13 protein-coding genes and 1 pseudogene are annotated in these 17,398 nt (G+C 60.1%); 9 read left to right on the top strand and 5 right to left on the bottom strand.

All coding sequences use genetic code 11. From position 1 onward, the window contains the following. Nucleotides 1-98: 98 nt before the first annotated feature. Together BLL52_RS21700 and BLL52_RS02415 are read left to right on the top strand one after the other, a co-directional pair. Nucleotides 99-2,123, top strand: coding sequence for a methyl-accepting chemotaxis protein (locus BLL52_RS21700; RefSeq protein WP_075585129.1), 2,025 nt, complete (start codon nt 99-101; stop codon nt 2,121-2,123). Between the two features lie 124 nt (nt 2,124-2,247). Next, entirely contained in the window at nt 2,248-2,694 is a 447-nt protein-coding gene (locus BLL52_RS02415; RefSeq protein WP_075585128.1) for a zinc-binding metallopeptidase family protein, read from the top strand. 83 nt (nt 2,695-2,777) lie between these two features. On the opposite strand, the gene BLL52_RS02410 is transcribed toward BLL52_RS02415, so the two are convergent. After that, entirely contained in the window at nt 2,778-4,289 is a 1,512-nt protein-coding gene (locus tag BLL52_RS02410; RefSeq protein ID WP_241838962.1) for a wax ester/triacylglycerol synthase family O-acyltransferase, read from the bottom strand. A 128-nt stretch (nt 4,290-4,417) separates the two neighbouring features. Further along, nucleotides 4,418-5,338: a LysR family transcriptional regulator gene (locus BLL52_RS02405; protein ID WP_075585127.1), complete on the bottom strand. Its 921-nt coding sequence runs from the start codon at nt 5,336-5,338 to the stop codon at nt 4,418-4,420. A 90-nt stretch (nt 5,339-5,428) separates the two neighbouring features. Between BLL52_RS02405 and BLL52_RS02400 the strand changes: the two genes are divergently transcribed. Both BLL52_RS02400 and BLL52_RS02395 read left to right on the top strand, forming a co-directional pair. Beyond that, on the top strand, nt 5,429-6,319 hold the full coding sequence (locus BLL52_RS02400) for a DMT family transporter (RefSeq protein ID WP_075585209.1): 891 nt from the start codon (nt 5,429-5,431) through the stop codon (nt 6,317-6,319). 468 nt (nt 6,320-6,787) lie between these two features. Beyond that, a complete protein-coding gene (locus tag BLL52_RS02395) occupies nt 6,788-8,305 on the top strand; it encodes a M20/M25/M40 family metallo-hydrolase (RefSeq protein ID WP_083633742.1) in 1,518 nt (505 codons plus the stop codon). 58 nt (nt 8,306-8,363) lie between these two features. Here BLL52_RS02395 and BLL52_RS02390 read toward each other — a convergent pair whose 3' ends face one another. Continuing rightward, the gene (locus tag BLL52_RS02390) at nt 8,364-9,482 is read right to left on the bottom strand and encodes a mechanosensitive ion channel family protein (RefSeq protein ID WP_075585126.1); all 1,119 of its coding nucleotides are present in this window, start codon (nt 9,480-9,482) and stop codon (nt 8,364-8,366) included. 149 nt (nt 9,483-9,631) lie between these two features. On the opposite strand from BLL52_RS02390, the gene BLL52_RS02385 reads away from it, so the two are divergent. Genes BLL52_RS02385 through BLL52_RS02375 form a run of 3 tightly spaced genes read left to right on the top strand, consistent with a single transcriptional unit; the run spans nt 9,632 to nt 14,623 of the window. Then, nucleotides 9,632-11,794, top strand: coding sequence for an HAD family hydrolase (locus tag BLL52_RS02385; RefSeq protein WP_075585125.1), 2,163 nt, complete (start codon nt 9,632-9,634; stop codon nt 11,792-11,794). 24 nt (nt 11,795-11,818) lie between these two features. After that, the gene (locus BLL52_RS02380; protein WP_075585124.1) at nt 11,819-12,664 is read left to right on the top strand and encodes an HAD-IIB family hydrolase; all 846 of its coding nucleotides are present in this window, start codon (nt 11,819-11,821) and stop codon (nt 12,662-12,664) included. 3 nt (nt 12,665-12,667) lie between these two features. Next, entirely contained in the window at nt 12,668-14,623 is a 1,956-nt protein-coding gene (locus BLL52_RS02375; RefSeq protein WP_075585123.1) for an alpha-amylase family glycosyl hydrolase, read from the top strand. A gap of 23 nt (nt 14,624-14,646) precedes the next feature. Here the strand turns inward: BLL52_RS02375 and BLL52_RS02370 are convergent, their stop codons facing one another. Both BLL52_RS02370 and BLL52_RS02365 read right to left on the bottom strand, forming a co-directional pair. Further along, nucleotides 14,647-14,790, bottom strand: coding sequence for a cupin domain-containing protein (locus BLL52_RS02370; RefSeq protein WP_083633741.1), 144 nt, complete (start codon nt 14,788-14,790; stop codon nt 14,647-14,649). 20 nt (nt 14,791-14,810) lie between these two features. After that, nucleotides 14,811-15,372: pseudogene (locus BLL52_RS02365) on the bottom strand (MFS transporter); the annotation flags it as partial. A gap of 119 nt (nt 15,373-15,491) precedes the next feature. On the opposite strand from BLL52_RS02365, the gene phnC reads away from it, so the two are divergent. Both phnC and phnD read left to right on the top strand, forming a co-directional pair. Further along, the gene (gene phnC, locus BLL52_RS02360; protein WP_075585122.1) at nt 15,492-16,355 is read left to right on the top strand and encodes a phosphonate ABC transporter ATP-binding protein; all 864 of its coding nucleotides are present in this window, start codon (nt 15,492-15,494) and stop codon (nt 16,353-16,355) included. Nucleotides 16,356-16,397: 42 nt separating this feature from the next. After that, nucleotides 16,398-17,360, top strand: coding sequence for a phosphonate ABC transporter substrate-binding protein (gene phnD, locus BLL52_RS02355; protein WP_075585121.1), 963 nt, complete (start codon nt 16,398-16,400; stop codon nt 17,358-17,360). Nucleotides 17,361-17,398 lie beyond the last annotated feature (38 nt).

Raw genomic sequence — 17,398 nt, 5'->3', positions numbered from 1 at the left:
CCCGGCGACAGGCTGGCAAATTTCGTCCGGCAAGTAATTTGTCGCGTGTCTGATGCTGGTATAGGCTACACACTTGGTGAAGTATTTCTGGAGCAACTATGAGTTTGACAGTGCAAAAAAAACAGTCTGTCGCGCGCAACCTAGCGTTGCTGTCCTTGACCGGGCTGACGCTGGTTCTGATGTTGGTTGCCATTGCCATCGGTGTCATTGAATGGCGCAATGTAAATGGCCTGATGCGCCAGTCGGTCACCGAAAAGCTGCAGGGCATTGTGGCGGTGGCCAATGCCTCCGAGTTGACCAACCGCGAGATGGCAATGCGCAACTTCAAGAAGTTCCGCAACGATTTTGCCCCGGAGCTTACCTACAAACCAGACACCAGCGAGTTATCGAGTTTGGGTGTGCCGGTGAACGGTGACTTCAGTTCCGTGGACCGGTTCAACAAAGACACCGACGGCGTTGCCACGGTCTTTGTCCGCAAAGGCGAAGACTTCGAGCGTGTCACCACCTCGCTGAAAAAACAGGACGGCGAGCGAGCTATGGGCACCTTGCTGGACCAAAAGCACCCTGCCTACAAACTGGTACTGGAAGGTAAAACCTACACCGGCCAGGCGCTGTTGTTTGGCAAACCCTACATGACATATTACGAACCCGTTACCGATTCAACCGGGCAGGTGATCGGCATCTTCTTCATCGGCCAAGACATCAGCTTGCAACAGGCGGCGCTGGAGAAACAGATCAACGGGACGCGGTTTTTTGACACCGGAGGTACCTACCTCATCGAGGCCAATGGCCCGGCCGCTGGGGCGCGGTTTCTGGTGCATCCGACGGCCACTGGCAAAAAAGTGGCCGAAGTTTCAGCGCAGTCTGAGGCATTTGTGACGGCGCTAATGACGTCCCAGGACGGTTATCTGCCGCAAGCCCTGCCCTTGCTCAACGGCGCCACTGACAAGCGCTGGGCGGTAGTACGCAAGCTTGACCTGGGCAATCAGTGGCTGGTGGCCGAGGTGAGTGCGTCCGAGGCCATGGCGCAATACTGGATCAACATGACCTTGATCTGGGCGCTGCTGGCCGGCACAGCCGTACTGCTGGGCCTGGGGCTGTATCTGCTGGTCAGACGCACGGTGAGCCGGCCCTTGCGCGAATTGGCCACAGCGGTACTGGCGGTAGCCCAAGGTGATTTGACCCGCACTTTCGAGACCACCCGGCGCGACGAAATTGGTGAACTGGTGACCGAGACCGAAGGCATGCGGCTGCGATATCTGCAGGCCTTGCAACAGGTGCGCCAGGCGGCGGCAAGCATTGGCACTGCGAGCGCCGAAATCGCCAATGGCAACCAGGACCTGAGCCAGCGCACGGAACAGACCGCCAGCAACTTGCAGCGCACGGCCTCCAGCATGATGCAGTTGACCGGGGCGGTGCAGCAGTCGGCCGATGCCGCGCACCAGGCCAACCAGCTGGCTGCCTGCGCAGCGTCTGTCGCCGCACGCGGTGGTGTGGTGGTGGGCGAGGTGGTCAGCACCATGAACGACATCAACCAAAGTTCACGCCGGATTGCCGACATCATCAGCGTCATCGACGGCATTGCGTTCCAGACCAACATCCTGGCGTTGAACGCTGCGGTGGAAGCTGCCCGCGCGGGTGAACAGGGGCGTGGGTTTGCCGTGGTGGCGACTGAAGTGCGCAGCCTAGCCGGGCGCAGCGCGTCAGCAGCACGCGAGATCAAGGCGCTGATCAATGTCTCGGTCGACAAAGTCGAGTCGGGCTCGCGGCTGGTGCAAAACGCCGGTGACACCATGAACGAGATCGTCAGCTCGGTGCAGCGGGTGAGTGACATCATTGGCGAGATCAGCGCCGCAGCTGCGGAGCAGTCACAAGGCATTGGCAGTGTGAATGCCGCGGTGGGTGAGCTCGACCAGATGACGCAACAAAATGCCGCTCTGGTTGAGCAGTCGGCGGCCGCAGCCGAGAGCCTGCGTGACCAGGCGCAACGGCTGGAGCACGCCGTGTCGGTCTTCAAACTGGCCCACGGGGCAACGTTCAGCCAACCCATTTTGGCAGCGCAGGTGCCCGCACCCCGTGTTGGCCAGGAAGCATTTCAAGCCCTGAGTCATAGTCGCGGCTGATTCCATTTTCAGATCGATAGGAGCTTAGGCGCGAAGCCGCAGACAGTGCAGACGCACGGCAAGGCGAAGCAACAACAGATCCTATTGATATGGAAACGCAATGACACATTTGAGGGGTTTGGACATGAACGCACGCACCCCCACCGCCGCTTCTACCGCTCGCCTGAATACCATCGAGGCCTTACGCCAGGTCAGCGCGCAATCGGACGACGACATCTTCGGCCAGCTCAGTGACGACATCGCCATCCCCGCCAAATCGCCCATGTTTGACCCCGACTGGGCGCAGCATGGCTACATTGACACTGTCGTTCGCAACGCCTTCGAGTGGATGCAGGCGCAACAGGTGCCGGGGCTTTCTGTGGAAATCATCCGCATGGAAGGACGCACGCCCGTGCTGTTTTTTGAACTGGCCGCATCCCATGGCAACGCTGAAACAATAGCAGCTCACGCAAACGCAATAAGGGTTAGCAGCCAAACCGTACTGGTTTACGGGCACCTTGACAAGCAGCCCGAGTTCACCGGCTGGCGCTCTGATATGCAATTGGCCAGGCGCCGGTGGTGCTGCCGGTGACGCGCTGGGCGGTCAGCTCGGTGGTGCTTGTCAGGGCCTGCGAAGTGTGGCTCGCTGTCAGGATGGTGGGTGTGGGTGAGTCGCTATGCATGGGTGGTGCTGGCTGGCGCGGCTGACGTGACTGCCGTGACTGACGTAGCGAATGCGGCGGCTTTCAGCTCGCTATAAGCCTGTGCCAGGTCGTCGGCCAGCAGGCGGGCGTCGGGCACGGCGGTACGTGCCACCGTCAAGCCGATAAACAGTTGGTCGGTGTAGCGCACCAGGGTCATGTTCAGGCCCATACCGTGTTCAACGATGGAAATCGGCCAGTAACCGGTCATGCGCACGGGGCCCAGGTACAGCGTTTTCGGTGGCCCGGTCACGCTGGAGATCAGCACATTGGCCAGCGGCGGCAGGCGCTTGAGCGCACCGGCCCGCTCGACCCCTGCCGCCAGCGCGCCCATCAGCCACGGCTGGCCGATGGACGGAAAGTCGGTCGGCATCAGCGGCTTGGCCTGCTGGGCCAGTACTTTGGTGGCGCGGGTGTGGCCATGCACCGCCTGGATGCGCTGCAGCGGGTGCGCGATGTGGCTGGCTAGGCTGACCAGGCTCAGCGTGGCGTGGTTGTGAAAATCGGTGTTGCCGCGCTGGCGCAATGACAGCGCCATCAGGGCGATCAGCGACGCCTCGGGCAGCGGCCCAAGGCGCGCCAGATAACGGCGTAACGCGCCGCCACAGGCGGTGAGCACCACGTCGTTGGCGCTGACATGGCAGGTGCGGGCAATGACTTTGACCTCGGCCAGAGGCAAGCTGAGGGTGGCAAAACCGCGCTCAGCCGTGATCGGGCCGTTTAGCGCGGTGCGCGGTGCAAAGCTCAGCTTCACAGGTTGCAGCGCACCGCTGGCGACGCCGCGCACCAAGCCGCGCAAGGTACCCAGCGCCAACGGTAGACCACGCGCCAGCCGGGCCAACTGGCTGGCATCGTGACGGCCAGCGACTTTTAGCAGACCCAGCCAGTTCGGGCGGCGAGGGCTGTTAGGTTGAGTTGCTTGGTTGGCCGCTGACTCAGTTGAGCCAGGCGGCACAGGTGGCAATGGTGCGGTGGCTGGCGCCGCTGGCCAGTCGCTGGGCGCGGTATTAAACAGGCTGGCAGCCAGCACGGCCGCGGCCTGGCCGTCGAGCATGGCATGGTGAATCTTGAAGTACAGCGCTTTGTGGCCACTAGCCAGACCGTCCAACACCGTTACCTGCCAAAGCGGGCGGGAGCGGTCCAACGGCTGCGCGTGCAATTGCGCCACCAGATCTTCCAGCTGCGCCTGCCCACCCGGCGCGGGAATGTGGGCGTGCTGCACATGCTGGCGCAGATCGATCTCGCCCATCTGCCAGACCGGGTAGGCCAGCTGCAGTGGCAGGGTGACCAGCTGGCGGCGCAGTACCGGTGGCAAGCGCTGGGCCAGCCAGGCGGTGACATCGGCCTGCCAGTCACCGGTGTACCCGGCAGGCAGCTCAAACACGTTGAGCGAGCCCACGTGCATCGGCGTGGCAGGCGTTTCCAGGCTTAAAAAAGCACCGTCCAGCCCGCTTAAAGGCTCCAGGTCAGGGGCGAAAGTGTTCAATCGGTGTTTGCGCGGTGTGGGTTGCTGGGCGGGTGAATTTTGATTCTACGGTGGGCTATGGGTTGTGACTGGATTGCTATTTTTGATAGCTCTTCGCGCTTTACCTGTAAGGGCTACAGGCGTATTTCTTATACAAGAGGCGGCGTCAGGCCAGCCACCACAAAATCAATCCATGCCCGCAGTTTGGCGGCCAGGTAACGGTTGGGCGGGTACAGCAGCCAGGCGGTTCCGGCGTAGTCGGTCAGGTGCAGCCAATCTGGCAGCACCCGCACCAATTGGCCGCTTTGCAGCGCCCGGGTGGCGGTAAACCCCGGCAGGCTGGCGATGCCCAGATGCTGCAAGGCGCCGTCGAGCCGGACGTCGCTGTGGTCAGCCACGTAACGGCCACTGACACGCACAGTGACCACGCCGCCATTTTTCTGGAACCGCCAGTTGCGGTCACGGTCATCGGCACCCAGGTACAGGCAGCTGTGCTGCGCCAGATCGTGCGGATGCGCGGGTGTGCCACGGGTTGCCAAGTAGTGCGGGCTGGCGCAAACCAGATGAGGCGATGGCATCAACGGACGACCCGCCAAGCCAGGTGGCGGTGCATCGGTGATACGGATGGCCAGGTCCACCGCTTCTTCATACAAATCCACCGTACGGTCGGTGATGATGAGTTGCACGTCTACCTCTGGGTAGCGCGCCAGAAACGCAGGCATCAGCGGGTGCACCACCTGCTGGGCAAACGCCTCGGGAATGGTGATGCGCAACAGACCGCGCGGCGTGGCGCTTTGGGTGTCGCTCAGCGCCATCACCTCACGCGCGGCGGCCACCATGGCCTGGCAGCGGGTCAGCGCGGCGCTACCCGCCTGTGTCAACCGCAGCTTGCGCGTGGTGCGCTCCAGCAGGCGCACACGCAGAACATCTTCCAGGCGCGCTACCTGCCGGCTGACCGCCGACGGCGTCAGACCAAGCTGGCGCGCCGCACCAGAAAAGCTGCCCACTTCGGCCACACGGGCAAACACGGCCATGTCAGAGAGGTTGTCCAGCGGCTGATTGATGCTCATGGCGCAAAGGTAATGTTCTGAAAGAGGTGATTATCTTTTTGAATGAATGAATCTAGCATGAATACCCCAAACCCAAGCGCCCGTTTTGCCATGACTACCACCACCCTGCCCCAAAGCGCCCAACTGCTGCGCCTGTCAGACCTGACCCTACTGGCCGTGGCCATGGTCTGGGGCACCAGCTACGGCGTGGCCAAAGGCGCGCTGGTGTTTTACCCGGTGCTGGGCTTTCTGGCGGTGCGTTTTGGCCTGACCTTTGCGTTGCTGCTACCCACGTTGCTGCGCGCTGCGCGTCGTCAGCAGCGCGACGCGTTACGCACTGGCCTGCCGCTGGGTGGCTTGCTGCTGGCCATCTTTCTGTGTGAGACCTTTGGCGTGGCGCACACCCAAGCCAGCAACGCGGCGCTGCTGATCAGCCTTTGTGTGGTGATGACACCGTTTGCCCAATGGTGGCTGCTGGGCCAGCGCCCGGCACCGGCGATGTTTGTGTTTGCTGGCATCTCGCTGCTGGGTGCTGCGCTGCTCAGCGGCGGGCTATCAGGTGGACTGGGCTGGGGCGACGGCCTGATGCTGGTTGCTGCCGCGCTGCGCGCCATCACCGTCTGCAAAACCAGTCAGCTCACGCGCCACAGCAGCGCCACCGCTTTGCAGCTCACGGCGGTGCAGGCTGGGGTGATCGCACTGGGCAGCGTGCTGCTAGCGCTATCGACCCCCGCCGGTCTGCCCGCGCTGCCCAAGGATGCAGCCTTCTGGCAGGCCACGCTGTACCTGGTGTTGGGTTGCACGGTGTTTGCCTTTTTTGCGCAAAACTGGGCTTTGAGGCACAGTTCACCGAGCCGGGTGGCGTTGCTGACCAGCAGCGAACCGGCCTTTGGCGCGTTGTTTGCGGTGTTGTGGTTGGGTGAAAGTTTGAGCGTGTTGGGCTGGGTGGGTGGTGCGCTGATTGTGTTGGCGGCGTTGTGGACGGCTTTGCGGCGTGGGTAAGGTGTGATTCAAAGTGATATGCCATCTCAATAGGGGAGATGTTGGCTTCGTCGTGATTTGTCGCTGTTTGGCCAATCAGCCGGGCGATACGCTTTGCTTCGTGTCCCCCGCCCGCTGCGCGGTCTCCTCCTTGACCTACGCAAAGCGCATCACCCGACTGATTTTCCGAGCGTTTTGGTATGCTGGCAGGGAAGTCAAAAGTTGCCTGCTTTGGATACGGCGCGAATGGATGTGAATTGTTGACAGCAGAGATTCTGACCCACAGTGAGCTAGGCGCGGTGACTGGGTGATGCGACCGGGCTTCGGGGTGAAAGGCGCGCGCCAACAGTCGCGGGCGTACCAATCCCGCCATTTCGCGTGTGTGTTTTCACCTAGAGGCCGCATGCGCATGACCCAGTCGCCGTGCCGGGTCCGGCTTGGTTCGTGGCATCATCATAGGCAATGCAAACATTGCACAGGAGTTTTGACATGAACGCACGCACCCCCACCGCCGCTTCCACCGCCACCCTGGACACCACCGAGGTGTTGCGCCAGGTCAGCGCGCAATGGGACGACGACATCGTCGGCCAGCTCAGTGACTACATCGCCATCCCCGCCAAATCGCCCATGTTCGATGCCGACTGGGCACAGCATGGCTTTATTGAGACCGTGGTGCGCAACGCTTTTGAGTGGGTTCAGGCGCAACAGGTGCCAGGGCTTTCCGTGGAAATCATCCGCCTGGAAGGGCGTACCCCCGTGCTGTTTTTTGAAATGGCCGCCTCCCAAGGCAATACCGAAACAATAGCGGCTCGCGCAGATACAGTAAGGGCTAGCGGCCAAACGGTGCTGACTTATGGGCATCTGGACAAGCAACCCGAGTTCGCTGGCTGGCGCTCTGATCTGGGCCCCTGGAAGCCGGTCTACACCGAAGGCAAACTCTATGGCCGTGGCGGTGCGGACGACGGCTACGCCCTTTATGCCGCCATCGCCGCCATTCAAGCACTCACAGCCCAGCAGGCGGCGCACCCGCGCATCGTGGGCCTGATTGAGACCTGTGAGGAAAGCGGCTCTTACGACCTGGGCGCCTACATCGACCTGCTCAAACCCCGGCTGGGCGATGTGGGTCTGGTGATGTGTCTGGACTCTGGCGCGGGCAACTACGACCAGCTCTGGCTCACCAACAGCCTGCGCGGCATGGCCAGCGGTGTGCTCAAAGTTGAGGTGCTGACCGAAGGCGTGCACTCGGGGGACGCCAGTGGGCTGGTGCCGTCGAGCTTTCGCATCCTGCGCCATCTGCTGGATCGGCTCGAAGACAGCGCCACCGGGCGCTTGCTGCCCGCCAACTTTCACTGCGAGATTCCCGCCGACCGCTGGGCGCAGGCCAAAGCTACCGCAGCCATCCTGGGTAACGAGGTCTACAAGCGCTTTCCGTGGGCGCATACCGACTGTGGTGGTGAGGTGCAAAGCATGCTGCCCACCACCACCGACCCGCTGCAGGCCCTGATCAACCGCACCTGGTCTCCCACGCTGAGCGTGACCGGCGTGGAGGGCGTACCCGAGCTGCAAAACGCCGGCAACGTGCTGCGCCCCTACACCGCCTTCAAACTCAGCCTGCGCCTGCCGCCGCTGGTGGACGCTGCGCAGGCCGTGGCCGGCCTGAAAACGCTGCTGGAAGACAACGCGCCTTACCAGGCCAAGGTCACGTTTGACCGTGCTGCGGGCGCCACAGGCTGGAACGCACCGAGCAGCGCGCCGTGGTTCGAGCAGGCGGCCAACGCGGCATCACAAAACTGCTTTGGTGCGCCTTGTGGCTACATCGGCCAGGGTGGCACCATTCCGCTTATGAACATGTTGTCCACAGGTTTTCCCAAGGCGCAGATGATGGTTTGCGGCGTGCTTGGCCCGAAGAGCAACGCCCACGGGCCGAATGAGTTTTTGCACGTGCCTTATGCCAAAAAGCTCACCGCCGCCGTGGCCCAGGTGCTGGCGGCAGCGGCTTGGGTTTAATGGTCAAATCAGCGATTAGCCCTTGTGGAATAAGCGCGAGCAGCTATATTTAGTATAGCTAAACAGGTTCTCTGTGACTACCTGGCACAGCACTGGCCTGAAGCTGCCTGCGATCCACTGCGGAGCTCAAGCTGCCTGATACTGGCGGGATCGACGCCACGTGCAGGGTCTGGGTTGGGAACGCGAATTCGATTGCCAGGCCTTTGAAGTCGTCAATCAGTTGCAAATTGATGCCTTGCTGAATGTCCATGTACAGGTTGAAGTCGGCACTGTTGACGTAGTAAACGATTTCAAAATCCAGCGAAAACGCGCCAAAGCCCTTCAGGTGTGCGCGGTCAAAGCGCGTGTTGTCCTGTGCCTCAACGGCTGAGCGAACCAGCAGCGGGATGGCCTCAAGCTTCGCTCTGGGCGTGTCGTAGGTGACGCCGATGGCAAAGACCACGCGGCGCTGCTGCATGCGCTTGAAGTTGCGGATGCGGCTTTTCAGCAAGTCGTTGTTGGAGACGACGATTTGCTCCCCGCTCAGGCTGCGCAGGCGGCTGGTCTTCAGCCCGACGTGCTCCACCGTGCCCACCAAGTCGTCAACGACGATGAAGTCGCCAATCACAAACGGCTTGTCGATGGCAATCGACAGCGAGGCGAACAAATCACCCAGAATGTTCTGCACTGCCAGCGCAACGGCGATGCCGCCAATGCCCAGGCTGGCAATCAAGGCGCTGACGTTGAGCCCCAGGTTGTCCAGAATCAGCAAAAACACCAGCGACCACATCACAACGCGACCCAGGAACGACAGCAGCGAACGCGTCATCTCGCGCGCACCCTGCTCGCCGGGCTCGCCATGCGAGAGCCGGTGGCGCAACCAGAAATCCAGGCCCCGGGCGACCCAGAAGCCGGTTTGCAACAGCAGCAAGGCAACGAAGATCCGGCCCGTGGCCTTCTCCAGCGACGCGGGCATGATCAGAAACAACTGGGCGAGGTACAGGCTAACGGCCCCGGCCAGCAACACCCGCGTGGCTGACAACACTTCGTAGAAGAAATCGTCAATCAAAGTGTCTGTGCGGGTCGACAGTTTCTTCAGTCGGCCCAGCACCACCCGGCGTAAGATGTAGAACAGCGCCAAAAAGATGGCGATGGCAAGCAGGGCACTCGACCAGTGCTCCCATGTGTTTGCGGTCATAAATTCTCGAATCAAATGACGACTCCTTTGCTTTTTTTCGTCTGAAAGTCAAACTCTTTATAATACATTTGCACAAATATATTAGTTTGAATCGCCATTCAAACCCACACTAGGCTCGGTCAGCCCTAACCACACCGGAGTGCGCACCCTTGCCCAGAACACAACTACCCGTCGACAATTCCCCGCAGCCCGTAGAAAAAAGCGGGTTTTTCATCGCGCTCTTGAGCTTGCACGGCCTGATTCGGGGTCATGAACTTGAACTCGGGCGTGATGCCGACACCGGAGGGCAAACCAAGTACGTGGTGGAGTTGGCCAAGGCGCTGGGCGAGCGCGAGGACGTGCGCCAAGTGGTCTTGTTAACACGCAAAGTGGTCGATCCACGGGTCAGCCCCGATTACGCCGAAGACATTGAAGTGTTGTCGGACAAGGTTCAAATCGTTCGCATCGCCTGCGGCGAGCCGGGCTATCTGCGCAAGGAGTTGCTCTGGGATTCGCTGGATGCGTTCTGTGACAACACGCTGGCGTACTTCCAGAAAACGACCGGGCTGCCGGACATCCTGCACAGCCATTACGCGGATGCCGGTTATGTCGGCGCACGGTTGTCGCGCCAAACCGGCGTGCCCCTCGTTCACACTGGGCATTCATTAGGGCGCGGCAAGCGCAAACAGTTGCTGGCTTCGGGGGTGGACCCAGCAGAGCTTGAGCAAACCTACCAGATCAGTCGGCGCATTGATGTCGAAGAGGACACCCTGAGCGTGGCCGTGCGGGTGATTACCAGCACCCGGCAAGAGGTTGAACAGCAGTACGCCATGTACGACTTCTATCAGCCAGAGCGCATGCGGGTAGTGCCGCCAGGAACTGACTTGCAGGCGTTTCACCCGCCTGTGCCGAAAGCGCAGCGGCGCCCACCCGCCATCGCCAAGGAGCTCGAGCGGTTCTTGCGCGACCCGAGCAAGCCCATCATCCTGGCCTTGGCGCGACCAGATCCGAAGAAAAATTTGATCAGACTGGTTCAAGCCTACGGCGAATCAGAAGCGCTGCAAGCTGCTGCCAACCTGGTGCTGATTGCCGGTAACCGGGAAGATGTTGCCGACGACAAGGCGGTGTCTGGGCAGGTTCACGGCGAACTGCTGCTGGCGATCGACAAATACGATCTGTATGGCAAAGTGGCCTACCCCAAGCACCACCTCCCCGCTGATGTGGCCGACTTGTACCGCCTGGGCGCTGCCACCGGCGGCGTCTTTGTCAACCCGGCCTTGACCGAGCCGTTTGGTTTGACGCTGATTGAGGCCGCCGCCTGCGGATTGCCCACGGTGGCCACGCAAGATGGTGGCCCGGTGGAGATTTTGGCCAACTGTTGCAATGGCTATCTGATTGATCCGCTGGACAGTCAAGACATGACGACCAAGCTGTTGCACGTCCTCGAAGACCGGCTGAACTGGCAGCGCATGAGCAAAAAGGGCATTGAGGGCGTCCGCAAGCACTACTCCTGGGAAGCCCACGTGGCGCGCTACCTGGAGGTGATTCGCCCGCTGGCCGAAAAAACCGAGCCGATGGCGACGTTTACCAAAGGCCGAAAACCCTCGCGCTTCAGGCAACGTGCGCTGTTCACCAGCCTGGACCTGAACCTGACCGGCGACGCAGCGTCGCTGGCGGTGCTGATTCAGCGCATCCAGTCAGAGCGCAAGTCTTTGCTGTTTGGCGTGGCCACGGGTCGGCATCTGGACGATGCGCTGGGCGAGTTGCGCCGGCATGGCATTCCAGAGCCAGATGTGCTGATCACCCACCAGGGCACGCAAATCCACTACGCGCCCGGTCTGAACCGCGACACCGCCTGGGAGCAACACATTGAACACCACTGGAACCCAGCCGAAGTCCGGCGCCTGCTGGCCGGCTACCCGGGCTTGACGCCGCAGTCCAGAGAGCAGCAAAGCCGTTTGAAAATCAGCTACATCGTGGACCCCACCGTGGCCGATGTTGCCGCCATCCGCCAAACGCTGTTGCGTGGTGAGCAAGATGTGAATGTGGTGTTTTCCTTTGGTCAATTTCTGGATGTGATTCCGACCCGCGCCTCCAAGGGTTTGGCGGTGCGCTGGTGCGCGGGTCGGCTGGGTTTTCAGCTCGATCGCACGCTGGTGGCGGGTGTCACCGCAGCGGATGCAGACATGCTGCGCGGCAACACCCTGGGTGCCGTCATTACCAGCCAGCATCCGGATGAACTGGCAGGCATGTCTGGCGCAGACAACATCTACTATTCACATAGCCAGTTCGCTGATGGCATTCTTGAATCGATGGCGCACTATGGCTTTTAGAAATCGGCGTACCGGGGTTGCCAGATGAGGCCATTTTTGCTCTGCACCGATCTGGACCGCACCTTGATTCCTAATGGTGCGGCCACCGAATCGCCTTATGCCCGGGCGCACTTTGCCAATCTGGTGCGCCAGCCGCATGTCACCCTGGCCTATGTCAGTGGCAGAAACCTCGCGCAGATTGAAGAGGCGATCAAGACCTACCAATTGCCGACGCCAAACTTTGCCATCACCGATGTTGGCTCCAGCATCTACCAGCGCAAGTTCAGTGGCTGGCAAAGTTGGCGCGCCTGGGATGTGCGCATCGGGCTGGACTGGGACTGGGCCGGGGCCAGCGCCGAGCACATCAGCAGCCTGCTGGCAGATGTGGGTGAACTGCGCTTGCAGGAGCCAGAAAAGCAGGCCAGGCATAAGCTGAGTTTTTACGCGCCGCTGTCGGCATCCGCCACGAACCTGAAGCAGGTCATCGAGCAACGGCTGGCGCAGCATGGGGTACAGGCGAATGTCATCTGGAGCGTTGACGAGGAAACTCAGCTCGGTCTGATCGACATCTTGCCGGCGCGGGCGGGCAAACGCCAGGCGGTTGAATTTTTGATGCAGGCGCGTGGGTTCTCACGCGAGCAAACCGTGTTTGCCGGGGACAGCGGCAACGATCTGGACGTGATGCTGAGCGATATTCCTGCCGTTTTGGTGGCCAATGCGCACCCCGAGGTCAAGGCGCGATCGGTCATTCAGCCCCACATCAACCTCTATATTGCCAAGGGCGATTTTCTGGGGATGAACGGCAACTACAGCGCCGGGATTCTGGAAGGCATCTCACACTTTCGCCCAGATATCTGTGACTGGCTCAGACAACAACACGTCGTTGGATAACCTATGTACGAACAAACCTCGCACGCCTTGCTGAACGACATCTTGACCAAGCTCAAGCCGGAGTTGGAGCATCCGAACATGCGCCACTTTTACACCCGGCTGGGGGCCAACTTTTACGCCATCCACTCACTATTTCACCTGCTGTACGGCGAACGCGAAGATTTTCCCGCGCAAATGCTGAAACTTGTCGAAACACTGGCCCGACGCTACGTTGAGCGACCAACACGCTTACGCGACAGCGATATGGGCCGAGAGCAGCACTACGACTGGTTTCTAAGTCAAAAATGGGTCGGCATGGCGGTGTATTGCGATCGCTTTGCCGATAACTTGGAAGACATGCGCGACAAGCTGCCCTACCTGCAGGATTTGGGTGTCAACCTGCTGCACATCATGCCAATTTTGGCCTGCCCGCCCTCGGCCAGCGACGGTGGCTACGCCGTCAGCGACTATTACAAGGTCGATCCGCGCTATGGCAGCAACGACGACGTCAAAGCCCTGGCCGAGACGATGGCGCAACGCGACATGTTGCTGGTGCTTGATGTGGTGGTTAACCACACCTCGGACCAGCACGCCTGGGCGCAAAGCGCGCGCAAGGGCGTCACGAAATACCAAGACTACTACTACGCCTTCGACGACCGGAGCATGCCCGACGCGTTCGAGCAAACCATGCCCGAAATTTTTCCGGTGAACGCGCCAGGCAATTTCACCTGGGACGCCGCCATGGGGAAGTGGGTCATGACGGTATTCAACCACTACCAATGGGACCTGAACTACCGTAACCCCGAGGTGCTGATCGACATGATCGGCATCATGCTGTTCTGGGCCAACAAAGGGGTAGACATCCTTCGGCTGGACGCGGTGGCTTTCCTGTGGAAAAAAATGGGCAGCACCTGCCAGAACGAGCGTGAGGCGCACCTGCTGCTGCAACTCATGAAAGACTGCTGCCAAGTCACGGCGCCAGGCGTGCTGTTTATCGCTGAGGCCATCGTGGCCCCGAGTGAGATTGCCAAGTATTTCGGCGAGGATGCCATCAACGCCAAGGAATGCGAGATTGCCTATAACGCCACCCTGATGGCGTTGCTGTGGGATGCTGTGGCGACCAAAAACGCACGTCTGCTGAACCAGGGCGTGCGCAGCCTGCCGGTCAAGCTCGATCGCGCAACCTGGCTCAACTACGTGCGCTGCCATGATGACATCGGTCTGGGATTTGATGATCAGGACATTCGGCACGTCGACTATGACCCGCATGCACATCGGCAATTTTTGTTGAACTACTTTACCGGCCACTTTCCTGGTTCCACCGCTCGGGGCCTGCCGTTTAGCGTCAACGCGAAGACGGGCGATGCCCGTTTCAGCGGCTCATTGGCCTCTTTGGTGGGGCTGGAGGCGGCCATCGAGGCCAATGATGCCTACGGCATCGATATGTCGATTCAAACCATCATCACCTTGCACGCGGTGATTCTGTCGTTTGGCGGCATTCCACTGCTGTATTACGGCGACGCGATTGGCATGGTCAATGATCAGATCTACCTGTCCGACCCCAACAAAGCAGACGACAACCGTTGGATGCATAGGTACTACTTTGACTGGGAAAAAGCGGCCAAGCGAAAGCAGTCCGGCACGCTCGAATACCGGATCTTCAGCGCACTCAAAAAGTTGATTGCCTTGCGTAAGGAGATCGTTGCCTTTGCCGACATTCAAAACCGCGAGCTGCTGTCGGTCAGCAATCCGAATTTGCTGGTGTACCTGCAGACAGATCACAAAACGAGCAAAAGCCAGGTGCTGGTGGTGGCCAACTTCAATGCTGAACCGCAAACCCTGCAACTTGACGAGATCAGCGCATCCATCCCGTTTTTTCGCCAAGTTGCCAAAGACCTGGTCGCGGGAACCCTGCTTGAGTTGGAGGGGCGCACCATCACTGTGCCAGCGCTCGGGTTTTTCTGGTTGGCTGAAGGATAGTTAAGGCTGCGCTTTGGCAGCGTTCAACGTGTCAGCGCCTGGATGATCTGCTGATGCTGTGGGAAAGCCGCCACCAGCGCAGCCCGGTCAGCCAGGCAAAAGTCAGCAAAATCAAAACCCGGTGCCACCGTGCAGCCTACCAGCGAAAAAATGCCACCCTCGACCACTCTAGACGCGAACCAGGTGTGGGCTGGCGCATGATCTCTTTCAGGGGCCGCCCCCCATCGCCAGCCACTTTAGCCGGTGCTGGTGTAAAAGTGATCAGGCTCAGCACCCCCATCGACAACAGTGCCACCCCGGCCAGCGCCAGATAGGCGCCAACAAAGGGTGCTTGTGTCAAACCGCGCGTCTGCGCGGCCAGGTTCGGGCCGAGCACCGCGCCGATCAGGCCGCCGGCCATGACCGGCGACACCGCCTTTTCACGAAAGGCGCTGCCAGCCAGTTCGGCCGCAGCAAAGCGTTACAGATTGCCATTAGCGTTGCAATAGCCAGCGACCAGCGTGGCGGCGCACAGCAGCCAGAAGTTGTGGTTAAAAGCGGCATAGGCACACAGCAGCGCGCTGCCCAGCGCCACCACCAGTCCGGTAGAAAACGCACCACCCACGACGTAACCCATCACCGGCAGCATGGGCCATCCAGCCCAGCGGCGCCAGACTGAAACCGACCAGCCCGTTAATGGCAATAAAGGTCACGTTGTTGGTCAAAAACAGACCCTGGCAAATGGCCAGTAGCCAGAGGTGTCGGTTCATGGGGTGGGCAGCAGAGCAAAGGGATCTGGTATTGCCTCAGGCTTGCCTGCGTGCCACTTTTTTGACACGTTTTTGACATATTGCGTCGTTATGGTTCGACCATCGTTTCAGGAAAAACCATGCCAACAGCTATTCATATCAGTGCGCTGAACAAGACCTTTCGGGGCGGCCGCAAGGCGCTGCAGGATGTCAATCTGACCATCAACACCGGTGAGATGGTGGCTTTGATCGGCGCGTCGGGTTCCGGCAAGTCCACCTTGTTGCGGCACATGGCCGGGCTGATGGCGGGTGACGGCTCAGCCCAGGGTCTGATCCAGATACATGGCAAAACTGTCCAGAAAGGTGGCCAGATTGCCCGCGACATTCGCCAGATTCGGGAGGGCATCGGCTTTGTGTTCCAGCAGTTCAATCTGGTTGGGCGCTTGCCGGTCATCATCAATGTGCTGGCCGGCACCTTGCACAAGGTGCCGATGTGGCGCAGCCTGTTGCGCTGGTTCACCCAGGCGGAAAAGGCGCGCGGCATCGAGGCCTTGCGCCGCGTTGGCATTGACGAGTGCTGGGCCCAGCGGGCCTCGACCTTGTCGGGTGGCCAGCAGCAGCGCGCCGCCATTGCCCGCGCCATGGTGCAGGGTGCCAAAGTGGTGCTGGCCGACGAGCCCATCGCCTCGCTTGACCCCGAATCAAGCCGCAAGGTGATGGACATTCTGGCGCGCATCAACCGCGAAGACCGGTGCACCGTGGTGGTGTCGCTGCATCAGGTCAACGTTGCCATCAAATATTGCCCGCGCACCATTGCCCTGCATCAGGGTCGGGTGGTGTACGACGGCCCCTCGGTCGGACTCACGCCTGCTGTTTTACGCGAGTTGTATGGCGCCGATGCCGATGATATTTTGTCGCTTGGCGACCATATTTCGAGCCTTGAAGACAAGGCAAAACCCGTTCCCCATCGGGCTTGGCCGGTGCCTTTGGCGCAAGCCGCCTGAGTTGAACTCTCCCCCGCATTTTTTAACCCTCTAGGAAATTTCATGATCAAGAAACTACTCACTGGCTTGGCTGCTACGGCACTGTTTGCCCTGACACCGGCCCACGCGCAGGAAATGAAGGAATTCAATTTCGGCATCATCTCGACCGAGTCATCGCAAAATCTGAAAACCGATTGGCAGCCGATCCTGGATGCTATGGCCAAGAAAACCGGCATGAAGATCAATGCCTTTTTCGCATCCGATTACGCCGGCATCATTGAAGGCATGCGCTTCAACAAGGTGCATGCCGCCTGGTTTGGCAACAAATCGGCCATGGAAGCGGTGGACCGCGCCAACGGTGAAGTTTTTGCCCAAATGGTCAATGCGGATGGCACGCAGGGCTACTACTCGCACCTCATCGTCAACAAGGACAGCAAGCTGATGTCCTTGGACGACATGCTCAAGCATGGCAAAGACCTGGCTTTCGGCAATGGCGACCCTAATTCGACTTCCGGTTTCCTGGTGCCGAGCTTTTATGTCTTCGCCCAAAACCACATCGATGCCAAGACCTTTTTCAAGGTCGCGCGCAGCGCCAACCACGAAAGCAACGCCTTGGCAGTGGCCAACAAGCAGGTTGACGTGGCGACCAACAACAGCGAAAACCTGGATAAGCTCAAAGAGCGCATGCCCGAGAAGTTCAACCAGATCCGCGTCATCTGGACTTCGCCGCTGATTCCGCTGGACCCGCTGGTGATGCGCAAGGACCTGCCCGAAGTCACCAAGAAGAGCGTCAAAGACTTCTTCTACAGCTACGGCACCGGCAGCCAACAGGAAAAGGATGTCTTGATGAAGTTGTCCAAGCTGTCGGGCTTCAAGGCTTCCACCAATGCCCAACTGACCCCGATTCGCCAGCTTGAGCTGTTCAAGCTGAAGAACAAGCTTGAAATGGATGCCACTCTGGCGGCCAGCGAAAAACAGACCAAGATCGCTGAAGTGGACAAGCAACTCGCTGCGCTTAGCCAATAAGCCAACGTTTGCCTGATTGACACCCGTTGATTGAAGTT

This window comes from Rhodoferax antarcticus ANT.BR, assembly GCF_001938565.1.
In the GTDB taxonomy this organism is placed as follows: domain Bacteria; phylum Pseudomonadota; class Gammaproteobacteria; order Burkholderiales; family Burkholderiaceae_C; genus Rhodoferax; species Rhodoferax antarcticus.
The sequence above is the reverse complement of the archived record's forward strand: the minus strand, read 5'-3'. Positions and strand labels throughout refer to the sequence as shown.